The sequence below is a fragment of the Actinomadura chokoriensis genome, from assembly GCF_039529475.1.
In the GTDB taxonomy this organism is placed as follows: Bacteria; Actinomycetota; Actinomycetes; order Streptosporangiales; family Streptosporangiaceae; genus Spirillospora; species Spirillospora bangladeshensis.
Map to the genome: position 1 here is coordinate 142573 of NZ_BAAAMW010000019.1, position 17867 is coordinate 160439.

A 17867-nucleotide genomic window follows, 5' to 3' on the forward strand; every position below is an offset into this window, starting at 1 on the left:
GTTATGAGCGCCCCCATAACAACAACACGCCGCAGGTCAACGGAGGAAGCGGAAGATGGCCTGGAGGGCGCAGGCCGGCTTCTCGTGGTTCTCGATCTCCACGGTGAGGTCGGCGGTGACCTGGACGCCGCCGGTTATGTCCGTCACGTCTACGAGGGTTCCGGAGAGGCGGATGCGGGAGCCGGCCGGGACGGGGGCCGGGAAGCGCACCTTGTTCAGCCCGTAGTTGATCTTCGTGGTGACGCCGGTGACGTCGAGCAGCTCCGTCCACAGCGGGATGACCAGCGACAGCGTCAGGTAGCCGTGCGCGATCGGGCCGCCGAACGGGCCGTCCTTCGCGCGCTCGGGGTCGACGTGGATCCACTGGTGGTCGCCGGTGGCGTCGGCGAACGTGTTGATCCGGGCCTGGTCCACCTCCAGCCAGCGGCTCGTGCCGAGCGAACCGCCCGCCAGGCTCTTCAGGTCCGCGAACGCGACGGTCGTGCTCATGCCTTCTTCTCCTTGCCGCCGCCGAGGCCGAGGGCTCGGACGGCGTTGTCCTTGAGGATCTTGGGCCGGACGTGCGGTTTGATCTCCAGCGCGTCGAAGTCGCGCCGCCACCGGTCCGGGGTGATGACCGGGTAGTCGGAGCCGAACAGCACCTTGTCCTGCAGGAGGCCGTTGGCGTACCGGACGAGCTGCGGCGGGAAGTACTTCGGCGACCAGCCGGACAGGTCGATGTAGACGTTCGGCTTGTGGGTGGCGACGGCGAGCGCCTCGTCCTGCCAGGGGAAGGACGGGTGCGCCATGATGATCGTCAGATCCGGGAGGTCGACGGCGACGTCGTCGAGCAGCATCGGGTTCGACAGGCCGAGCCGGATCCCGCCGCCGCCCGGCATGCCCGCGCCGATCCCGGTCTGCCCGGTGTGGAACAGGGCCGGGACGCCGTGCTCGGCGGCGACCTCCAGCAGCGGGTACGCGCTGCGGTCGTTGGGCGCGAACCCCTGCAGGGACGGGTGGAACTTGATGCCGCGCACCCCGTGGTCCTCGATCAGCCGGCGGAACGTCCGGGCGCCGGCGCGCCCCTTGGCCGGGTCGATGCTCGCGAACGGGATCAGCACGTCGGAGTGCGCGGCGGCCCGCTCGGCGATCTCCTCGTTGGAGAGCGCCGGGTGCCCGGTGGCGTTCTCGATGTCGACGGTGAACACGACCGCGGCCAGGCGCCGCTCGCGGTAGTGGGACGCGATGTCGTCGATCGTGGGCGTGCGGTCCTGGTCCGCGCCGAAGTACTTCGCGGACGCCTCCATGAAGTCGTCCGGCAGCGACAGGTGCCCGTGCAGGTCGGACTCCACGTGCACGTGGACGTCGATCGCCTCCAGGGCGTCCAGGTCGAGCCCGCTCATCGGGGCTGCTCCTCGGGCAGGTTCTCCCCCACGCTCTGCTGGTGCTCGGCGAACACCGCCGGCCAGGCGGCGGCGATGTCGGCGGCGGCCCAGCCGCCGTCCCGGTAGGCGGCGACGGCCTGGGTCGGGTGCGTCCACAGCGACAGCCGGTCGCCGCCGACCCCGATCGCCTGCCCGGTGATGCCGGACGCGGCGTCCGAGGCGAGGAAGGCCACCAGCCCGGCGGCGTCCTCGGGCGTGCCGAACGCCAGCGCGCGGCGGGCGAACGGCGGCATCTCCTCGCCCCGCCGCATCGCCTCGACGTAGGGGGCGAGCGCCGGGATCGTCTCGGTCATCGCGGTCGCGGCGACCGGGACGACCGCGTTCACGGTGACGTTCGCGCGGGCCAGTTCCATCGACCACGTGCGGACGAACCCGACGATCCCCGCCTTGGCCGCCGCGTAGTTGGTCTGCCCGAAGTTGCCGCGCTGCCCGGCCGGGGACCCGACGAGGATGAGCCGGCCGCCGTCCCCCTGCTCGCGGAACCGGCGCGCCGCCGCGCGGGCGCAGGTGAACGTGCCCCGGAGGTGGACCTGGACGACGGTGTCGAAGTCGTCGTCGGTCATCTTCCACAGCACCCGGTCGCGCAGGACGCCGGCGTTGGTCACCATCACGTCGAGCCGGCCGAACTCCGCCACCGCCCGCCCGACGAGCGCGTCGGCGGTCTCGGCGGAGCCGACCGCGGCGGGGTGCGCGACGGCCCGCCCGCCCGCGTCGCCGATCTGCTTCGCCGCGGCCTCGGCGGTGGCCGCGTCCGCGTCGTTCACCACGACGGCCGCGCCCGCGCGGGCCAGCTCCGCGGCGTAGGCGAGGCCGAGGCCGCGCCCGGCGCCGGTGACCACCGCCACCTTCCCGTTCAGCTCCATTGCCACCTTCCCGAATCCGCTTCCGTTCCCTAGAAGTTAGATTCGCCTCTGTCGTGCGTCAAGATTTCATCGAATAAGCTCGGTGACAGCGGGAGGGCGGCACGGCATGGTGTGATGTCCCCCGATGGCGACGACGGCGACGGAGGGACGGGCATGACCGCCGACCTGGACGCGTCCACGAGCGCACGGCCGCGCCGGCGCGCTCCGCAGCAGCTGCTGTTCAGCTTCCTCGGATCGCTCGTCCTCGACCGCGGCCACCCGCCGATCAGCTCGCGGGTCTTCCTGCACCTGCTCGACGACCTCGGGGTCGCGGAGGCGGCGGGCCGCGCCACCCTCGCCCGGATGACCCGCAAGGGGCTGCTCGCCCGCGTCCGGGAGGGGCGCACCGCCCGGTTCTCGCTCACCCCGTGGGCGGAGGAGCTGCTGCGCGAGGCGACGCCGCGGGTCCGCTCCGCGCGGCCGTTCACCCATCCGGGCGGCGAGTGGACGCTGCTCAGCTACTCCATGCCGGAGAGCCGCCGCGACCTGCGGCACCAGATCCGCGCCCGGCTGATCTGGGCCGGGTTCGGCGGGCTGCGGGACGGGCTGTGGATCGCGCCCGGCCGGGTCGACATCGCGGCGGTCTTCGACGGGCCCGAGTTCGCCGAGCTGGGCGAGCTGGCCGACGCGTTCTACTCCGTCCCGGTCGAGGGCACCGACGTGCCGCGGCTGCTGCGCCGGGCGTGGGACGTCGACGCGATCCGCGCCGAGCACGAGGCGTTCATCGCGACCTGGACGCCGGACCGCGAGCGCAACGGGCGCCCGCTGACCCGGCTGACCCTGCTCGGCGCCGACTGGCTGCAGCTGCTGCGCACCGACCCCGGCCTGCCCGCCGAGCACCTCCCGGACGGCTGGCCCGCCGCCGCGTCCACCGCCCTGTACCGGGAGCGGTTCGCCGTCCTCGAACCGGACGCGACCGCGCAGCTCGGCAGGCTCCTCGCCGACGACGCCGGGCGCCGCTGAACCCGTCCCGGCGGCGGCGCGTACCGTCTTTCGTGTCATCGGACCCGATAGATCCGAGCCTGCTGCGCGCGACCGCGCACAGCCCGTCGTTCCTCGCCCTCCAGCGGGCCTCGTCGGGGCGCCGGGACCTCGTGGACTTCTGCATCCCGTGCAACCCCTACTTCCCGACGCCGGGCATGTTCTCCCGGCTCGCGGGGTCGCTGGAGCAGATCCTCAAGTACTACCCGAGCGACGCCGACACGATCACCGCGGAGCTGTGCGCGGCGCTCGGGCACAACCCGCAGACGGTCGTGATGGGCAACGGGTCGACCGAGCTGATCACCTGGATCGACCACCTGCTGGTGCGCGAGAGCCTCGCCACCCCGATCCCGACGTTCGGCCGCTGGACCGACCAGCCGCTGGAGACCGGCAAGCGGGTCGACATGTTCCAGCTCCACGAGCTGCGCGGCTTCGAGTTCAACGTGGACGAGTTCGTCCGCTTCGTCCGGGCGCGGGGGTCGCGGGCGGCGGTCGTCTGCAACCCCAACAACCCCGACGGGGGCTACGTCCCGCGCCGGGAGGTCGTCCGGCTGCTGGACCTCCTCATCGACCTGGACCTCGTGGTCGTGGACGAGTCGTTCCTCGATTTCGTGGACGCCGAGCCGCACACCAGCGTCGCCGACGAGGCCCGGATCCGTCCCAACACGGTGGTGCTGAAGAGCCTCGGGAAGAACTTCGGGCTGCACGGCGTCCGGTTCGGGTACATGGTCGCGAACCCCGCGCTGGCGCGGACCGTCCGGGCGGCGCTGCCGAAGTGGAACCTCAACTCCTTCGCCGAGGTCGTGGTGTTCCTGCTGCGCGAGCACGGCGCCGAGTACCGGGAGAGCCTGCGGCTGCTCGCCCGCGACCGGATGATGATGGCGCGGCAGCTCGCCTCGCTGCCGGGCCTGAAGGTGTTCCCGTCGCAGGGCAACTTCATCCTGGTCAAGCTGCCGGACGGCAGGGACGGCGCCGCACTGCGCGACCATCTGGTCGCCCACCACGGGGTGTTCGTCCGGGAGTGCGGCAACAAGCTCGGATCGACGAGCCAGTTCCTGCGGCTGGTCGTCCGGCCGCAGGCCGACGTGCAGCGGCTGCTCATCGGGCTCGGCTCCTACCTGTACGGGCCGGCGGCGGACGCCCCGCCGGACAACGTCGTCACGCCCGGCCACGGGTGGGGCGAACCGGCCGCCCCTGGCGGTGACGCGGACGCGGCGGGCCGCTTCACCGATCACCTGCGCGAACCCCCGCACGCCGACCCCGGGAACGCCGATACCCGCGCAGAGGATTTCCGCGCCGCCATTTAAGGAATGGCCGAAAAGCGGAATCGCGGGCCGAGTCGCCGGGGCGATCTAGCGGACGGGCGCGGCGCACCGTACTTTGGCTGCATCGCCGCGCTCGTCAGCAGTACGAGTTCGTCACCGGCGCCGTGCTCACCGGGGAGCCGCCCGTTCACGGGCGCGCTCCCACGCGTCCGTGGAAAGGGCCGCAATGGAGAATCCGCTCGTCATCGACCCGACCGGCAGCGATGTCCAGGGGGAGGCCGCGAAACTGCGGGCCCGGGGCCCGGTGACGCCCGTGGAACTGCCGGGCGGCGTCGTCGCGTGGGCGGTCACCGGGCAGGAGCAGCTCAAGCGGCTGCTGGCCGACCCCCGCGTCTCCAAGGACCCGAACCGGCACTGGGCGAAATGGATCAGCGGCGAGGTCGGCGAGGAATGGCCGCTCAGCCTGTGGGTGTCGGTGAAGAACATGTTCACCGCCTACGGCGAGGAGCACCGCCGGCTCCGCGCGATCATCTCCCGCGCGTTCACCCCGCGCCGCACCGAGGTGCTCCGGCCGGACGTCGAGCGGATCACCGCCGGCCTGCTCGACGGGCTCGCCGCCTCCCCCGGCGGGCGCGCCGACCTGCGCGAGGCGTTCGCCTACCCGCTGCCGATCGAGGTGATCTGCCGGCTGTTCGGCGTCCCCGACGCGAGCCGGCCGGCGCTGCGGCGCTGCGTGGACGGCATCTTCAACACGGCGCTGACGCAGGAGGAGGCGGTCGCCAACCAGATGGAGATGTACGGCATCCTGCAGGACTTCGTCGCGTTCCGGCGCCGCGAGCCCGCCGACGACCTGGCCGGCGTCCTCATCTCCTCCCGCGACGAGGACGGCTCGCAGCTGAGCGAGACCGAACTGGTCGACACGCTGATCCTGATGATCTCGGCCGGGCACGAGACGACGGTGAACCTGCTCGACCAGGTGATCACCGCGCTGCTGACGCACCCGGAGCAGCGCGCGCTCGTGCGGTCCGGCGGGGTGCCGTGGACCGAGGTGATCGAGGAGGCGCTGCGCTGGCAGGCGCCCGTCGCGAACCTGCCGCTCCGCTACGCCGTCGAGGACATCGACGTCGACGGCGTCACGATCGGGAAGGGCGAGGCGATCCTCGCCGCCTACGCGGCCGCCGGGCGCGACCTTTCCCTGCACGGCGACGACGCCGACCTGTTCGACGTCCAGCGCGCGAACAAGGAGCACATCTCCTTCGGCCACGGCGTGCACTTCTGCGTCGGTTCGCATCTCGCGCGAATGGAGGCCGAGATCTCGCTGCCCGCGCTTTTCGAGCGCTTCCCGGATATGGAGCTCGCGGTCGATCCGTCGGAACTGCGTCCGGTCGAGTCGTTCATCTCCAACGGCCACCGCTCGCTGCCGGTCATGTTGAATTCCTAGGGTTTCCGCCGCGTTTTCCCCGGCTCACCGGGATCGGTCAGCCGGGGGCGCGGCGCGCCCTCGCCCGGCGTTTCCCCTCGTGCATGGCCTGGACCCGCGCGATCGGAATCGTGTGCCCGTGCTCGATCAGGTCGGCGGGCAGGGCCTGCGGTTCCGGCATGAGCTCCGACCACGGGTCGCGGTCGCCGAGGACGCCGAGCGCGGTCTCGATCGTGAAGTCGGCCGGGGCGACGCCGTCGAGGTCGTCCCACGCGACGGGGAACGAGACCGGCGTGCCGGGGCGGATGCGCGGGCTGTAGGCGGCGGCCACGGTCGCGCCGCCCGCGCGGGTCGAGTCGAGGAACACCTTGCCGCCCCGGTCCTCGCGGATGAACGCCGTCGTCGCGAGGCCGGGGTCGAGGCGCTCGGCGCGGACGCCCAGCGCGCGGGTGGCGGCGGCGACGTCCTCGGCGGGCGTCCGGCCGTCCAGCGGCACGAACACGTGCACGCCCTTGGCGCCGCTGGTCTTCACCGCGCCCCGCAGGCCCGAGTCGTCCAGCGCCCGCCGGACGAGGTGCGCGGCGCGGACGGCGGCGCCGAACGCGTCCGCCTCCGGCGGGTCGATGTCGATGACCAGGTGGGTGGGGCGGTCGGGCGAGGCCGCGCGGAACAGCGGCGGGTGGTACTCGACGGCGCGCTGGTTGGCGAACCACAGCAGCGTGCGGCGGTCGTCGCACAGCGCGTACGACACCTCGCGCCGGGACGACTCCGCCCACATCGTCACCGACCGGACCCACTCCGGCGTGTACTTCGGCAAGTTCTTCTGCATGAACGGCTTCTGGCCGCGCAGCACGCGGATCACCGAGAGCGGGCGCCCGGCGAGCTGCGGGACGACGCGCCCGGCGACGGCGTCCAGATAGTCGACCAGGTCGCGTTTCGTCGCGTCCGCCCCTTCGAACAGGGGCTGGTCCAGGTTGGTCAGCCGGACCCCGGCACGCTCCTCTTCGGCGCTCACCCCACCACCTTCGCACGGGCGTCCGACAACGCCGGGTGTAGCGTCGCGTCCATGTACGTTCCGGCGCATTTCTCCGCAGGCGACGCCGAGGTCCGTGACCTGCTGGCCGGGTGCGACGCGGCGGACCTGGTGACGAGCACGCCGCGGGGGCTCATCGCCACGTTCCTGCCCGTCCTCTACGACCCGTCGGCGGGCGAGCACGGCGCGATCCTCGCGCACGTCGCCCGCAACAACGACCAGTGGCGCGAGCCCGCCGCCGGGGAGTCGCTGTTCATCGTGCACGGCCCGGACGCGTACGTGTCGCCGTCCTGGTACCCGTCCAAGCGCGAGCACGGGCGCGCGGTGCCGACCTGGAACTACCTGACCGCGCACGTCTACGGCCGCCTCGTCGTCCACGACGACCCCGCGTGGGTGGAGTCCATGGTGCGCCGCCTGACCGAGCGCCACGAGAGCGGCCGCGAACCTTCGTGGTCGGTGGACGACGCCCCGCCGAACTACATCGCGGGCCAGCTGCGCGCGATCGTCGGCCTGGAACTGGTCATCACCCGGATCGAGGCCAAGGCGAAGATGAGCCAGAACCGGCCGGAGGCCGACCGCGCCGGGGTCGTCGACGGCTACCTGGCCGAGGGCAACACCACGATGGCCGAGGCCGTCCGCCACGCCTAGCCCCTGCTCGCCGGCGCGGGCTCCCGTCAGCCCAGCAGGTCGAGAGTCGTGGTGATGTGGGGGACGTGGCCGGCGGCGCAGGTGTGGGACGCGACGTCGGCGCCCACGCCCAGCGCGGTCGGGATGAGGCGGTTCGTGCGGAACGCGATGCCGGGGTCGCGGAGCATCGGGTTGGCGCCCGGGACGACCTCCGAGAGCAGCACGAACGTCGGGTCGATGACCTTGGTGACGCCGTCCTCGTCCTCGACCTCCACCCAGGCGTGCACGAGGTCGGGCAGGCCGACCAGCCAGCCGATCCGGGTCGTCGCGGGGATGCCCTCCTCGCGGCAGAGGCGGGCGATGTAGCGGCTGGCGGAACCGCAGCTCGCGAACCCGCGCGGGATGAGGGACTCGTCGTTCCGCATCGCCTCGGGGAGCCGCAGCCAGCGCAGCTCGGCGCCCATGAACTCGCGCAGGATGGCGCGGAGCGCGGGCGAGCGCAGCACCGGGCAGTCGCCGACCGTCCGCAGGACGGCGGACAGGGTGAGCGCGGGGCCCGACGCGCGGGCGGTCGCCGACGTCCCGGCCGGGACGTTGCGCGCCGCGCCCGCCGGATGCGCGCGGACCTGGCGGACCTTCCCGCCGTAGGCGCCGGTCCGCGGCCGGGCGAGGGTGTTGCGGGCGCCGGGGGCGCAGCCGTCGGGGGCGCCGCAGGCGACGCGCAGCTCGAACCGGGACATGCGGGGCGTGATGAGGTCCTCGCAGGACGAGCGGGTCCAGCCCAGGGCGGCGGCGACGCCCCGCTCGACCCCGGTGCGCCCGGAGCCGGAGTACAGGGCCAGGTTGAAGACGTCCCGGGAGTCGAGCCGCTCCCGGCCGCGCTCGCCGGTGGCCGGGAGCCCGTGCCGGATCAGGTCGGACAGCGTGCGGTCGTCGCAGGCGAGCGTCGCGGCGGCCTCGGCCCGGCCGGTGTCGGGACGGTGGTGCTCCGGGGGGATGACGAGGATGCCGTCGAGCGTGCGCAGCAGGGGGTGGGCGGCGGCACGGCGCATGTCAGCGCTTCACGAAGCGGTAGTCGGACGGATCGAGGCGCCGGGTGCGGCGGCGGTAGCCGAGCATCGAGCCCGGCCAGTTGCTGGCGTTGCGGCCGTCGCCCCGCCGGTACCAGCTGCCGCAGCCGCCGGCGTTCCAGACCGTCCCGCCGAGGCGGCGCTGGAGGCGCTCGTCGAACGCGGAGAGCACGCCCTCGCGGACGTCCATGTACAGCACCTCCGGGTCGCGCAGCGCACGAACGGCCTGCACGATGTAGGCGATCTGGCTCTCCAGCATGTGTACCACCGACCCGGAACCGACGTTGGTGTTGGGCCCGTACATCAGGAAGAAATTCGGGAAACCGGCGACGGCCAGGCCGAGGTAGGCGCGCGGCCCGTCCCGCCAGGCGTCCTCCAGCGCGCGGCCGTCCAGTCCCGTGACGCGCATCGGCGCGACGAAGCCGTGCGACCGGAAGCCGGTGCCCATGATGATGGTGTCGGCCGGATGGGACCTCCCGTCGGCGGTGACGACCGCGTCCGGCGTGACCTTGACGATCGCGCTGGTGACGACGTCCACGTGCGGCAGGTTGAGGGAGCGGTAGTAGTCGCTGGAGACCAGGACGCGCTTGCAGCCCAGCTCGTACCCGGGCGTCAGGTTCCGGCGCATCTCCTTGTCGCGCACCGACCACCGCGTGGTGCGGCAGAGCGCGCGGATGTGCGCCGACAGCACCCGGCGTCCGCGCGGCGAGATCAGCATCGGGTTGAGCAGCACCTCGAACCAGATGAAGACCCCCAGCCGGGACAGCCGCTGCAGGACGGGGAGGCGGCGGTTGAGCCAGGTCCGGGCGCGGGGGTAGCGGCGGTCCCACTTCCAGCCCACCCACTGCGGCTCGCGCTGGAACACGGTCAGCCCGGCCGCCTCCGGCGCGATCCGCGGGACGAACTGGACGGCGCTCGCCCCGTTGCCGACGACGGCGATCTCGCGTCCGGCGAGGTCGTGGCCGTGGTCCCACTCCGCGGAGTGGAAGACGGTGCCGCCGAACGACTCCAGGCCCGGGATGTCGGGGACGGACGGCCGGCTGAGCTGCCCGCACGCGGAGACGAGCACGTCCGCCTCGTGGGTCTCCCCGCCGGCGGCCCGCAGGGTCCACCGGCCGGACCCGGCGTCGAACTCGGCGGCGGTGATCTCCGTGCCGAACGCCATGTGCTCCATGACGCCGTACTCGCGGGCGCACGCCCGCAGGTAGTCGAGGATCTCCGGCTGCGGCGCGAACCTGCGCGACCAGTCGTGCTTCGGTGCGAAGGAATAGGAGTACAGGTGCGAGGGCGCGTCGCAGGCGGCGCCCGGGTAGGTGTTCTCGCGCCAGACCCCGCCGACGTCCCCGGCCCGCTCGAACACGGTGAAACCGGTGAGGCCCGCGCGCTTCAGGCCGATGGCGAGTCCGAGCCCGCTGAACCCGCTCCCCACGATCGCGACCGACGGTCCGCCCATGGCAACGTCCCTTCAACGCCCATGCCACCCTAACCTCTAATTGGCGACCCGCCAATAGAGGGCCGGGCGAGACCGCGGCGACCTCGCCGGCGACCGGGTCGGCGCGGCCGGGTCAGCGCGGCCGCCAGGGCGATTCCGGGGACGTGGGGCGCGGATCGGCGCTCACCCGGAGGGCGTAGGTGGGGGTCGGCGCCTGGGCGACGGGGCCGAGGTAGACGTGCCCGGTCAGATGGCACCACGCGGGAAGGTCGATGGGAGCCGCCGGATCGGTGGCCATCAGGTGGACGACCGTGCCGGGCGCGAGCCGCGCGAGGTGCGCCCGCAGCTCCAGCAGGAGGCGCACGCACGAGCGGTCGCCGCCGTCGATCACCACCGGCTCCGCGCTCACTCCCGCACCCCGCTCACTCACACCCCGGTTCTAGCAGCCCACAGGGTGAAATATAGAGCTTTGCCACGACATATCAGCAGCCAGGGCACCACGACCGGCTCTCCCCTCCCCTCGGGACGGCGCGCGGGCACGCCGGGAGGGAGCGTGATATTCGGGCATTCAAAAGCGACAGAACAGGATGAAACGCCAGGGAACGCGTCCGTCCCCGATATGAGGGAGGGACGTCCTAGACTTGACCCTTCCTTTGAGGTTTCGTCCAGGATCAACGCTTACAGTCGCAGTGAAGTACCCCCCGTTGTCACTCAGGTGAGGAATCCGACTTTGGGGCGAACCATGGATCTCGGAGCAGCGCGGGTGGAGATCACGCAGACCTGCGGGACGCTGACGTTCCCCGACGAGGTCGACCTGAGCAACGGCGAGGAGATCCTCGCGCAGGCCATGCGGCTCCTCGACTCCGGGACACCGGCCCTGATCCTCGACCTCACCGACTGCGCGTTCTGCGACTCCAACGGGCTCAACGTCATCACCCGGTCGCAGATGCGGGCGAGCGAGCTCGGCGTCCCCATGTGGGTGGTGCTCCCGCCGCGCGGCCTCGTCCGCCGGGTGTCCGACGTCGCCGGGCTGCAGCGCCGCGTCGCGATCGCGCCGGACGTGACGACGGCGCGCGAGGCGATCGCCGCGCACGGCTGGCCCTCGCTCTAGACGCCCGGCCCCGCTCCGGCTCGCGCTCCGGTCAGCGGTCGAGGACGCGGTCGATCCATTCGTCGGAGTTCTCCAGCATCAGCTGCCCGGCGCCGAGCACGCTGGCGTCGCGGCCCGCACGGGACGTGGCGATCTCCAGGTTGCGGGTGGCGAGGGGCAGGCAGCGCTCGTAGATGACGCCCCGGATGGTGGCGACGAGCGGTTCGGCGTTGGACAGGCTGCCGCCGATGACGAGCGCGTCCGGGTTGAAGAAGTTCACGAGGCCGGTCAGCACGTCGCCGATGAGCCGGCCCGCGGTGCGCACGGCGCTGGTCGCCTGCGGGACGCCGTCGGCGACGAGCCCGACGATCTCGGACGGATGCTCCACCGCGATGCCGTGCCCGGCGAGGGACGCGGCGAGCGCGGCGCCGCTGGCGTGGGCCTCCAGGCAGTCGGGGTGGCCGCAGGAGCAGTCGACGGTCGCCTCGGACAGGATCCGCACGTGGCTGATGTCGCCGGCGGCGCCGCGGCCCCGGTGCAGCCGGCCGTCCACGATGACCCCGCAGCCGATGCCGCTGCCGAGCTTGATGACCATCAGGTTGTCCAGGGACGGCCAGGACGCGCGGTGCTCCCCGACGGCCATGAGGTTGGCGTCGTTCTCGACCAGGACGGGGACGCCGGCGTGCCGGGTCACGAAGTCGCGGACGGGGAAGTCGTTCCAGCCCGGCATCCGGGACGGCGAGACGACCTGGCCGGTCGCGGGGTCGACCGGCCCGGGCAGGCCGATGCCGATGCCGCGGACGGGGACGTCCGCCAGCCCGTGCTCGCGGGCGAGGCCGCGCAGGCTCCGGGTGACCGCGGTCAGCGTCTCCTCGGGCCCGACGGCGATGTCGCAGGCGAGGTCGGACACCGCGAGCGGCGTCCCGGCGAGGTCGGCGGCGGCGAGCCGGGCGTGGTGCGCGCCGAGGTCGGCGACGAGGAAGACGCCCGCCTCCCGGGCGAGCCGGAGGCGGCGGGGCCGCCGGCCCCCGCGCGAGGCCCCGGCGCCCTCCTCGGCGAACAGGCCGGCCGCGATGAGCTGCTCGACCCGCAGCGAGACGCTGGAGGCGGCGAGCCCGGACAGCCGGGCGAGCTCGGCCCGCGACTCCGCCCGGCCGGTCGCCACCAGCCGCACGAGCGCCGCCGGTCCGTCGTCTCCCTTGTTGCGCACCCCAGATAGATAGCATGCGCGAACTTGGTACAGCAACGCGTTGACTTACATCGATTTGACGAACTATCGTCCGACTTGGCTTCGATTTCGAAGGAAGTTGGATCGTAGGTGACCGAATGATCGAGGTGCGCGGCCTCAGCAAGCGCTTCGGCGGCCACACCGCCCTGCACGACGTCGACCTGGACGTCGCGCACGGCGAGGTCGTCGTGGTGATCGGCCCGTCCGGGTCGGGCAAGTCGACGCTCTGCCGGTGCCTCAACCGGCTGGAGACGCCGGACGAGGGCGTGATCCGCATCGACGGCGAGGAGCTGCCCGCCGAGGGGCGCGCCCTCGCCCGGCTGCGCGCCGACGTCGGCATGGTCTTCCAGTCGTTCAACCTGTTCCAGCACAAGACCGTCCTGCAGAACATGACGCTCGCGCCCACGCGGGTGCGCGGGCTGTCGCGCACCGAGGCGGACAAGCGCGGGCGCGAGCTGCTCGACCGGGTCGGCATCGGCGAGCAGGCGGACAAGCTGCCCGCGCAGCTGTCGGGCGGGCAGCAGCAGCGCGCCGCGATCGCCCGCGCGCTCGCGATGCGGCCGAAGGCGATGCTGTTCGACGAGCCGACGTCCGCGCTCGACCCCGAGATGGTCGGCGAGGTCCTCGACGTGATGACCGGCCTCGCCCGCGACGGCATGACGATGGTCGTCGTCACCCACGAGATGGGGTTCGCCCGCAAGGTCGCCGACCGCGTCGTGTTCATGGCGGACGGCGAGGTCGTCGAGACCGGCACCCCGGCCGCCTTCTTCGACTCCCCCGCCACCGACCGGGCCCGGGACTTCCTGGCCAAGGTCCTCAGCCACTAGTGGCACCCCCGGCGCGCCGCCCATGGCGCGCCACCCGAGAAAGGTTGATGATCATGGTGCGTACCCCTGCGGGGCTGCGGCGGGCGGCGGTGGCCGCGGTCGCCGCGCTGTCGCTGACGGGCCTCGCGGCCTGCTCCGGCGGCGACTCCGACTCGGCCGTGCCCGGCGCCGGCGGCGGCGCGGCCGACGACCTGCTCGCCTCGGCGCCGGTCGCGGCGGACATCCCGGCCGGCTCCACCATGGAGAAGATCAAGCAGCGCGGCGAGCTGATCGTGGGCGGCTCGCTGGACGCGCCGCTGCTGTCGCAGCAGAACCCGGCGACCAAGAAGGTCGAGGGCCTGGACGCCGACTTCGGCCGGCTGCTCGCCAAGTACATCATCGGCAAGCCGAACGTGAAGATCGTCAACTCGGCGTCCGAGACGCGCGAGGCGCTGCTGTCGAACGGCACGGTGGACGTGGTCTTCCAGACCTACAGCATCACGCCGGAACGTGCCGAGCAGGTCGCGTTCGCGGGGCCGTACTACAGCTCCGGCCTGGTCATCGCCACCAAGAAGGACACGACGGGCATCACGAGCCCGGACGACCTCAAGGGCAAGACGATCATCGCGGGCGCCAACACCCCGGCGATCCCGGCGATCAAGAAGGTCGCCCCGGACGCGAAGATCGTCACGTTCGGCAGCGACCCCGAGTGCGTCCAGGCGCTCAAGCAGGGCCGCGGCGACGCCTACGTCCAGGACGAGGCGGTGCTGCTCGCGACCGCCAAGCAGGACCCGTCCATCCAGATCCAGGGCAAGCCGTTCACCAGCGACCCGTACGGGATCGGCCTCAAGCACGGCGACACGCAGATGAAGCAGTTCGTCAACGACTGGCTCACCAAGATCCAGCAGTCGGGGCTGTGGGCGAAGGTCTGGAAGAACTCGATCGGCACGGTCGTCCAGGGTGAGGCCCCGCAGCCGCCCGCGATCGGCTCCGCGCCCGGCTCGGAGTAAGTCCCCCGCCGATGGACGTCATCACCGACCACCTCGGGGAGTTCGGCGACGGGCTGCTGCTCACCGTCGAGCTGACGCTGCTGTCGCTCGCCGGCGCGCTCGCCGCCGGGGTCCTCGTCGCCGCGATGCGGGTCAGCCCGGTGCGCGTGCTGCGCGCCGCCGGGATGGCCTACGTCGAGGTCCTGCAGAACATCCCGCTGCTGGTCTGGCTGGTCATCGCCGTGTTCGGGCTCCCCGAGATCGGGGTGATCGCCGGGCTGTTCACCACCTCGGCCGTCGTCATCGCCCTCTACCAGGGGGCGTACACGGCCGAGGCGATCCGGTCCGGGATCAACGCGGTGCCGGCCGGCCAGGGCGAGGCCGCCCGGGCGCTCGGGCTGACGTTCGTCCAGTCGCTGCGGCTGGTCGTCCTCCCGCAGGCGCTGCGGACGGTCGTCCAGCCGCTCGGCAACATCGCGATCATGACGCTGATGAACACCGCGCTCGCCGCGGCGGTCGGCGTGGTGGAGCTGACCGCCGCCGCGAACCGGGTCAACCTCGCCGAGGCGCAGCCGATCTGGATCTTCGTGACGGCGGGCCTGATGTACATGGCGCTGTCGGGGGTGTTCGGCCTCGTCACCGGCGGTCTGGAACGGAAGCTGGCGATCCTGCGATGAGCGGCAAGGGGAGTTCCGCGCGGCTGCTGTTCGACGAGCCGGGCCCGCGCGCCCGGCGGCGCATCCGGATCACGACCGCGCTGACCGTGCTCGGCGGGGCCGTCCTCGTCGCGCTCGCGCTGCGGCAGTTCGCCGACAACGGCCAGCTCGCCGCCGACCGCTGGCGCCCGTACGGCACCTGGGTCATGTGGCGGTACCTGCTGGAGGGCCTGCGCTCCACGCTGTACGCCGCGGGCGTGTCGATCGCGCTGTCGATGGCGGCGGGCATCCTGCTCGCCCTCGGCCGGGTGTCGCCGTCGCGCTGGCTGCGCGTCCCGGCCGCCGCCTATGTCGAGATCGTCCGGACGATCCCGGCGCTGCTGCTGGTCTACGTCGTGCTGTTCGCGCTGCCGAAGTACGGGCTCGACCTGCCGCTGTTCTGGAAGCTCGTCGTGCCGCTGTCGGTGTCCAACGCCGCCGCGTTCGCGGAGATCTTCCGGGCCGGGATCCGGTCGGTGGAGCGCGGGCAGCTGGAGGCGGGCCTCGCGCTCGGCCTGACGCGCGGCCGGGCGATGCGGCTGATCGTGCTGCCGCAGGCGGCGCGGCGGGTGCTGCCGTCGCTGGTCAGCCAGTCCGCCGGGCTGCTCAAGGACACCTCGCTCGGGTACGTCGTCAGCTACGCCGAACTGCTCTACAGCGGCAAGGTCCTCGCCAACTACAACCACCTGCTCATCCAGACCTACCTGGTGATCGCGCTGATCTACCTGGTCATCAACGCGTCGCTGGCCAAGCTCGCGCGGACGCTGGAGGCGCGGCAGCGCACCCGTCCCGCGCGGGCCGTCCGCGGGGCCGTCCCCACCGCGAAACCCTGAGGGAAAGTGATGTACGAAGTGCTGGCCGAGGTCGTCCGGAACGGCTTCGCCGAGAGCCGCCACTACGGCAGTGTCGCCGGGCTCGCCCCGGACGGCACCCTCGCCCACGCGCGCGGCAACCCGGCGGAGACGGTCCTGCCGCGCTCCACCACCAAGCCGTTCCAGGCCCTGGCGTGCCTGCGGGCGGGCGCGCCGCTGGAGGGCGAGCGGCTCGCGATCGCGGCGGGCAGCCACACCGGCGAGGACTTCCACGTCAAGGCCGTCGAGGCGATCCTCGCGGACGCCGGCCTGGGCGCGGACGCCCTGCGGTGCCCGCCGTCCTGGCCGGAGGACGAGGCGGCGAAGGCCGCGCTCATCCGGGCGGGCGAGGGCGAGTCGCGGGTCCGGATGAACTGCTCCGGCAAGCACGCCGCCATGCTCGCCGCCTGCGTCGCGAACGGCTGGCCGGTCGACACCTACCTCGACCCGTCGCACCCGCTCCAGCGGGCGGTGCGGCAGGTCATGGCGGACGCGGCCGGCGAGGAGCCGGCGCCCGTCGCGGTGGACGGCTGCGGCGCGCCGCTGTTCGGCCTCACGCTGACCGGTCTCGCGCGGGCGGCCCGCTCCCTCGTCCTGTCCGAGGGGTCGCGCCCGGTCGCGGACGCCATGCGCGCCCACCCCGAGTACGTCGGCGGGACCGGCCACGCCAACACCGAGTTCATGCGGGCGCTGCCCGGCACCGTCGCCAAGGGCGGCGCGGAGGGCGTGTTCATCGCCGCGACCGCCGACGGCCGCGCCGTCGCGGTGAAGGTCATCGACGGCAGCCCCCGCGCCACCACCGCCATCGCGCTGCGCGCGCTCGCCGCGCTCGGCGCCGACACCGGACCCGCCGACGCGCTGGGCGCCGTCCCCGTCCTCGGCGGCGGACGCCCGGTCGGCGAGATCCGCACCACCGAGGAAGGACGTCAGTGAGCCTCACCTACGAGATCTGCATCGACAGCGTCGCGGGCGCCATCGCCGCCGAGAAGGCGGGCGCGCACCGCGTCGAGCTGTGCGCGGCGCTGTTCGAGGGAGGGCTCACCCCGACCCTGGGCACGGTCCGCGCGGCGCTCGCCGCCGTGTCGTCCATCAAGGTGAACGTCATCGTCCGCCCGCGCGGCGGCGACTTCATCTTCGACGAGCACGAGGTCGCGGCGATGGAGCACGACGTCGCGCTCATCCGCGAGGCCGGCGCGCACGGCGTGGTGATCGGCGCGCTGACCCCGGCGGGGGCGATCGACCGGCCCGTCGTCGAGCGGCTCCTCGCGGCGGCCGGCGGCCTGCCCGTCACCTTCCACCGCGCCTTCGACATGGCCGCCGACCCGTTCGCCGCGCTGGAGGAGCTCATCGGGCTGGGCGTCGACCGCGTCCTCACCTCCGGGCAGGACGTGAGCGTGCTGGAGGGCGCGCCGCTGATCGCCGAGCTGGTGCGGCGCGCGGGCGACCGCATCATCGTCATGCCCGGCGGGGGCGTCACCGACCGGAACGTGGCCCGGGTCGTCGCGGCGACCGGCGCCCGCGAGATCCACTTCGCCGCGCTGAGCGAGCAGCCGAGCCCGGCCGTGCACCGCAACCCGCACCCGTTCATGGGCGGCGAGCTGCGGCAGCCGGAGTACCGGCGGCTCGTCACGACCGCCGCCGGCGTCGGCTCGGTCATCCGCGCGGCCGGCTAGCCCCGGCCGAGCGGGCCCCGGGGGGGGGACGAGATCCCGGCAGGTGCGACCTGCCGGGATCTCGCGCATTCGGGGCATCGTCCCCCTGGCACGGCAGTTCTTTACATGATCTTGTGGTGGCGGGGATGGCCGCGGGTTGCGGACGGGGCATGGATGTCTGGGACCGGAGACGGGGGACGGCGCCGACGAGCGGGAGCGGGCACATGCAGGTGAAGCTGGAGGGCGAGCTCGGTCGCATTCCCATCATGGACGTGGCGCCGGTGGTGGGGTGCGGCCGGTGGCCGGCGAAGGCCGTGGTGGGTGAGACGGTCGAGGTGTCGGCGACGGTGTTCCGTGAGGGGCACGAGATGCTGGGTGCGGCGGTGGTGCTGCGCACGCCCG

The 17867-nt window shown here is 72.9% G+C and carries 20 protein-coding genes; 12 read left to right on the forward strand and 8 right to left on the reverse strand.

Features of this window, described 5'->3' with window-relative positions; translation table 11 throughout:
* Positions 1-36 precede the first annotated feature (36 nt).
* The 3 genes from ABFX46_RS31965 to ABFX46_RS31975 are packed head-to-tail and all read right to left on the reverse strand — an operon-like array spanning position 37 to position 2287.
* Complete coding sequence (locus tag ABFX46_RS31965; protein WP_346047637.1) at positions 37-489, reverse strand: MaoC family dehydratase; 453 nt, start codon at positions 487-489, stop codon at positions 37-39.
* Positions 486-1382, reverse strand: a complete 897-nt coding sequence (locus ABFX46_RS31970; RefSeq protein ID WP_346047638.1) for an amidohydrolase family protein — start codon at positions 1380-1382, stop codon at positions 486-488. The genes ABFX46_RS31965 and ABFX46_RS31970 overlap by 4 nt, the downstream gene beginning before the upstream one ends.
* Positions 1379-2287, reverse strand: a complete 909-nt coding sequence (locus ABFX46_RS31975) for an SDR family NAD(P)-dependent oxidoreductase (RefSeq protein ID WP_346047639.1) — start codon at positions 2285-2287, stop codon at positions 1379-1381. The genes ABFX46_RS31970 and ABFX46_RS31975 overlap by 4 nt, the downstream gene beginning before the upstream one ends.
* A 114-nt stretch (positions 2288-2401) precedes the next feature.
* Between ABFX46_RS31975 and ABFX46_RS31980 the strand changes: the two genes are divergently transcribed.
* From ABFX46_RS31980 to ABFX46_RS31990, 3 genes are all read left to right on the forward strand, one after another.
* Positions 2402-3289, forward strand: a complete 888-nt coding sequence (locus ABFX46_RS31980; protein ID WP_346047640.1) for a PaaX family transcriptional regulator — start codon at positions 2402-2404, stop codon at positions 3287-3289.
* A 32-nt stretch (positions 3290-3321) separates the two neighbouring features.
* Positions 3322-4614 carry a pyridoxal phosphate-dependent aminotransferase gene (locus tag ABFX46_RS31985; protein WP_346047641.1) on the forward strand — a complete coding sequence of 431 codons (1293 nt, stop codon included), beginning with the start codon at positions 3322-3324 and terminating at the stop codon, positions 4612-4614.
* A 184-nt stretch (positions 4615-4798) separates the two neighbouring features.
* Positions 4799-6013, forward strand: a complete 1215-nt coding sequence (locus ABFX46_RS31990) for a cytochrome P450 family protein (protein ID WP_346047642.1) — start codon at positions 4799-4801, stop codon at positions 6011-6013.
* A gap of 37 nt (positions 6014-6050) precedes the next feature.
* On the opposite strand, the gene ABFX46_RS31995 is transcribed toward ABFX46_RS31990, so the two are convergent.
* Complete coding sequence (locus tag ABFX46_RS31995) at positions 6051-7007, reverse strand: DNA polymerase domain-containing protein (RefSeq protein WP_346047643.1); 957 nt, start codon at positions 7005-7007, stop codon at positions 6051-6053.
* Positions 7008-7058: 51 nt separating this feature from the next.
* Here ABFX46_RS31995 and ABFX46_RS32000 point away from each other — a divergent pair, with 51 nt between their 5' ends.
* The gene (locus ABFX46_RS32000) at positions 7059-7673 is read left to right on the forward strand and encodes an FMN-binding negative transcriptional regulator (protein WP_346047644.1); all 615 of its coding nucleotides are present in this window, start codon (positions 7059-7061) and stop codon (positions 7671-7673) included.
* A gap of 26 nt (positions 7674-7699) precedes the next feature.
* Here ABFX46_RS32000 and ABFX46_RS32005 read toward each other — a convergent pair whose 3' ends face one another.
* The 3 genes from ABFX46_RS32005 to ABFX46_RS32015 all read right to left on the reverse strand — a co-directional run bounded on the left by ABFX46_RS32005 (position 7700) and on the right by ABFX46_RS32015 (position 10584).
* A complete protein-coding gene (locus tag ABFX46_RS32005; RefSeq protein WP_346047645.1) occupies positions 7700-8704 on the reverse strand; it encodes a transglutaminase-like domain-containing protein in 1005 nt (334 codons plus the stop codon).
* 1 nt (position 8705) lies between these two features.
* The gene (locus ABFX46_RS32010; RefSeq protein WP_346047646.1) at positions 8706-10175 is read right to left on the reverse strand and encodes a flavin-containing monooxygenase; all 1470 of its coding nucleotides are present in this window, start codon (positions 10173-10175) and stop codon (positions 8706-8708) included.
* A 112-nt stretch (positions 10176-10287) separates the two neighbouring features.
* The gene (locus tag ABFX46_RS32015; RefSeq protein ID WP_346047647.1) at positions 10288-10584 is read right to left on the reverse strand and encodes a sulfurtransferase TusA family protein; all 297 of its coding nucleotides are present in this window, start codon (positions 10582-10584) and stop codon (positions 10288-10290) included.
* Positions 10585-10896: 312 nt separating this feature from the next.
* On the opposite strand from ABFX46_RS32015, the gene ABFX46_RS32020 reads away from it, so the two are divergent.
* Positions 10897-11265: an STAS domain-containing protein gene (locus tag ABFX46_RS32020; RefSeq protein ID WP_346047648.1), complete on the forward strand. Its 369-nt coding sequence runs from the start codon at positions 10897-10899 to the stop codon at positions 11263-11265.
* A gap of 31 nt (positions 11266-11296) precedes the next feature.
* On the opposite strand, the gene ABFX46_RS32025 is transcribed toward ABFX46_RS32020, so the two are convergent.
* Positions 11297-12454, reverse strand: a complete 1158-nt coding sequence (locus ABFX46_RS32025) for an ROK family protein (RefSeq protein ID WP_346047649.1) — start codon at positions 12452-12454, stop codon at positions 11297-11299.
* A gap of 116 nt (positions 12455-12570) precedes the next feature.
* On the opposite strand from ABFX46_RS32025, the gene ABFX46_RS32030 reads away from it, so the two are divergent.
* From ABFX46_RS32030 to ABFX46_RS32060, 7 genes are all read left to right on the forward strand, one after another.
* The gene (locus ABFX46_RS32030) at positions 12571-13299 is read left to right on the forward strand and encodes an amino acid ABC transporter ATP-binding protein (protein ID WP_346047650.1); all 729 of its coding nucleotides are present in this window, start codon (positions 12571-12573) and stop codon (positions 13297-13299) included.
* A 53-nt stretch (positions 13300-13352) separates the two neighbouring features.
* On the forward strand, positions 13353-14288 hold the full coding sequence (locus tag ABFX46_RS32035; RefSeq protein ID WP_346047651.1) for a glutamate ABC transporter substrate-binding protein: 936 nt from the start codon (positions 13353-13355) through the stop codon (positions 14286-14288).
* Positions 14289-14299: 11 nt separating this feature from the next.
* Positions 14300-14944: an amino acid ABC transporter permease gene (locus tag ABFX46_RS32040; protein WP_346047652.1), complete on the forward strand. Its 645-nt coding sequence runs from the start codon at positions 14300-14302 to the stop codon at positions 14942-14944.
* Positions 14941-15795 (forward strand): amino acid ABC transporter permease, encoded by an 855-nt coding sequence (locus ABFX46_RS32045; protein ID WP_346047653.1) that lies wholly within the window; start codon positions 14941-14943, stop codon positions 15793-15795. Before ABFX46_RS32040 ends, ABFX46_RS32045 begins: the two co-directional genes overlap by 4 nt.
* A 9-nt stretch (positions 15796-15804) precedes the next feature.
* On the forward strand, positions 15805-16746 hold the full coding sequence (locus ABFX46_RS32050; RefSeq protein WP_346047654.1) for an asparaginase: 942 nt from the start codon (positions 15805-15807) through the stop codon (positions 16744-16746).
* Positions 16743-17486, forward strand: a complete 744-nt coding sequence (locus tag ABFX46_RS32055) for a copper homeostasis protein CutC (RefSeq protein ID WP_346047655.1) — start codon at positions 16743-16745, stop codon at positions 17484-17486. Before ABFX46_RS32050 ends, ABFX46_RS32055 begins: the two co-directional genes overlap by 4 nt.
* 203 nt (positions 17487-17689) lie before the next feature.
* Positions 17690-17867 (forward strand): maltotransferase domain-containing protein (locus ABFX46_RS32060; RefSeq protein ID WP_346047662.1); only part of this gene is annotated, 178 nt, incomplete at its 3' end.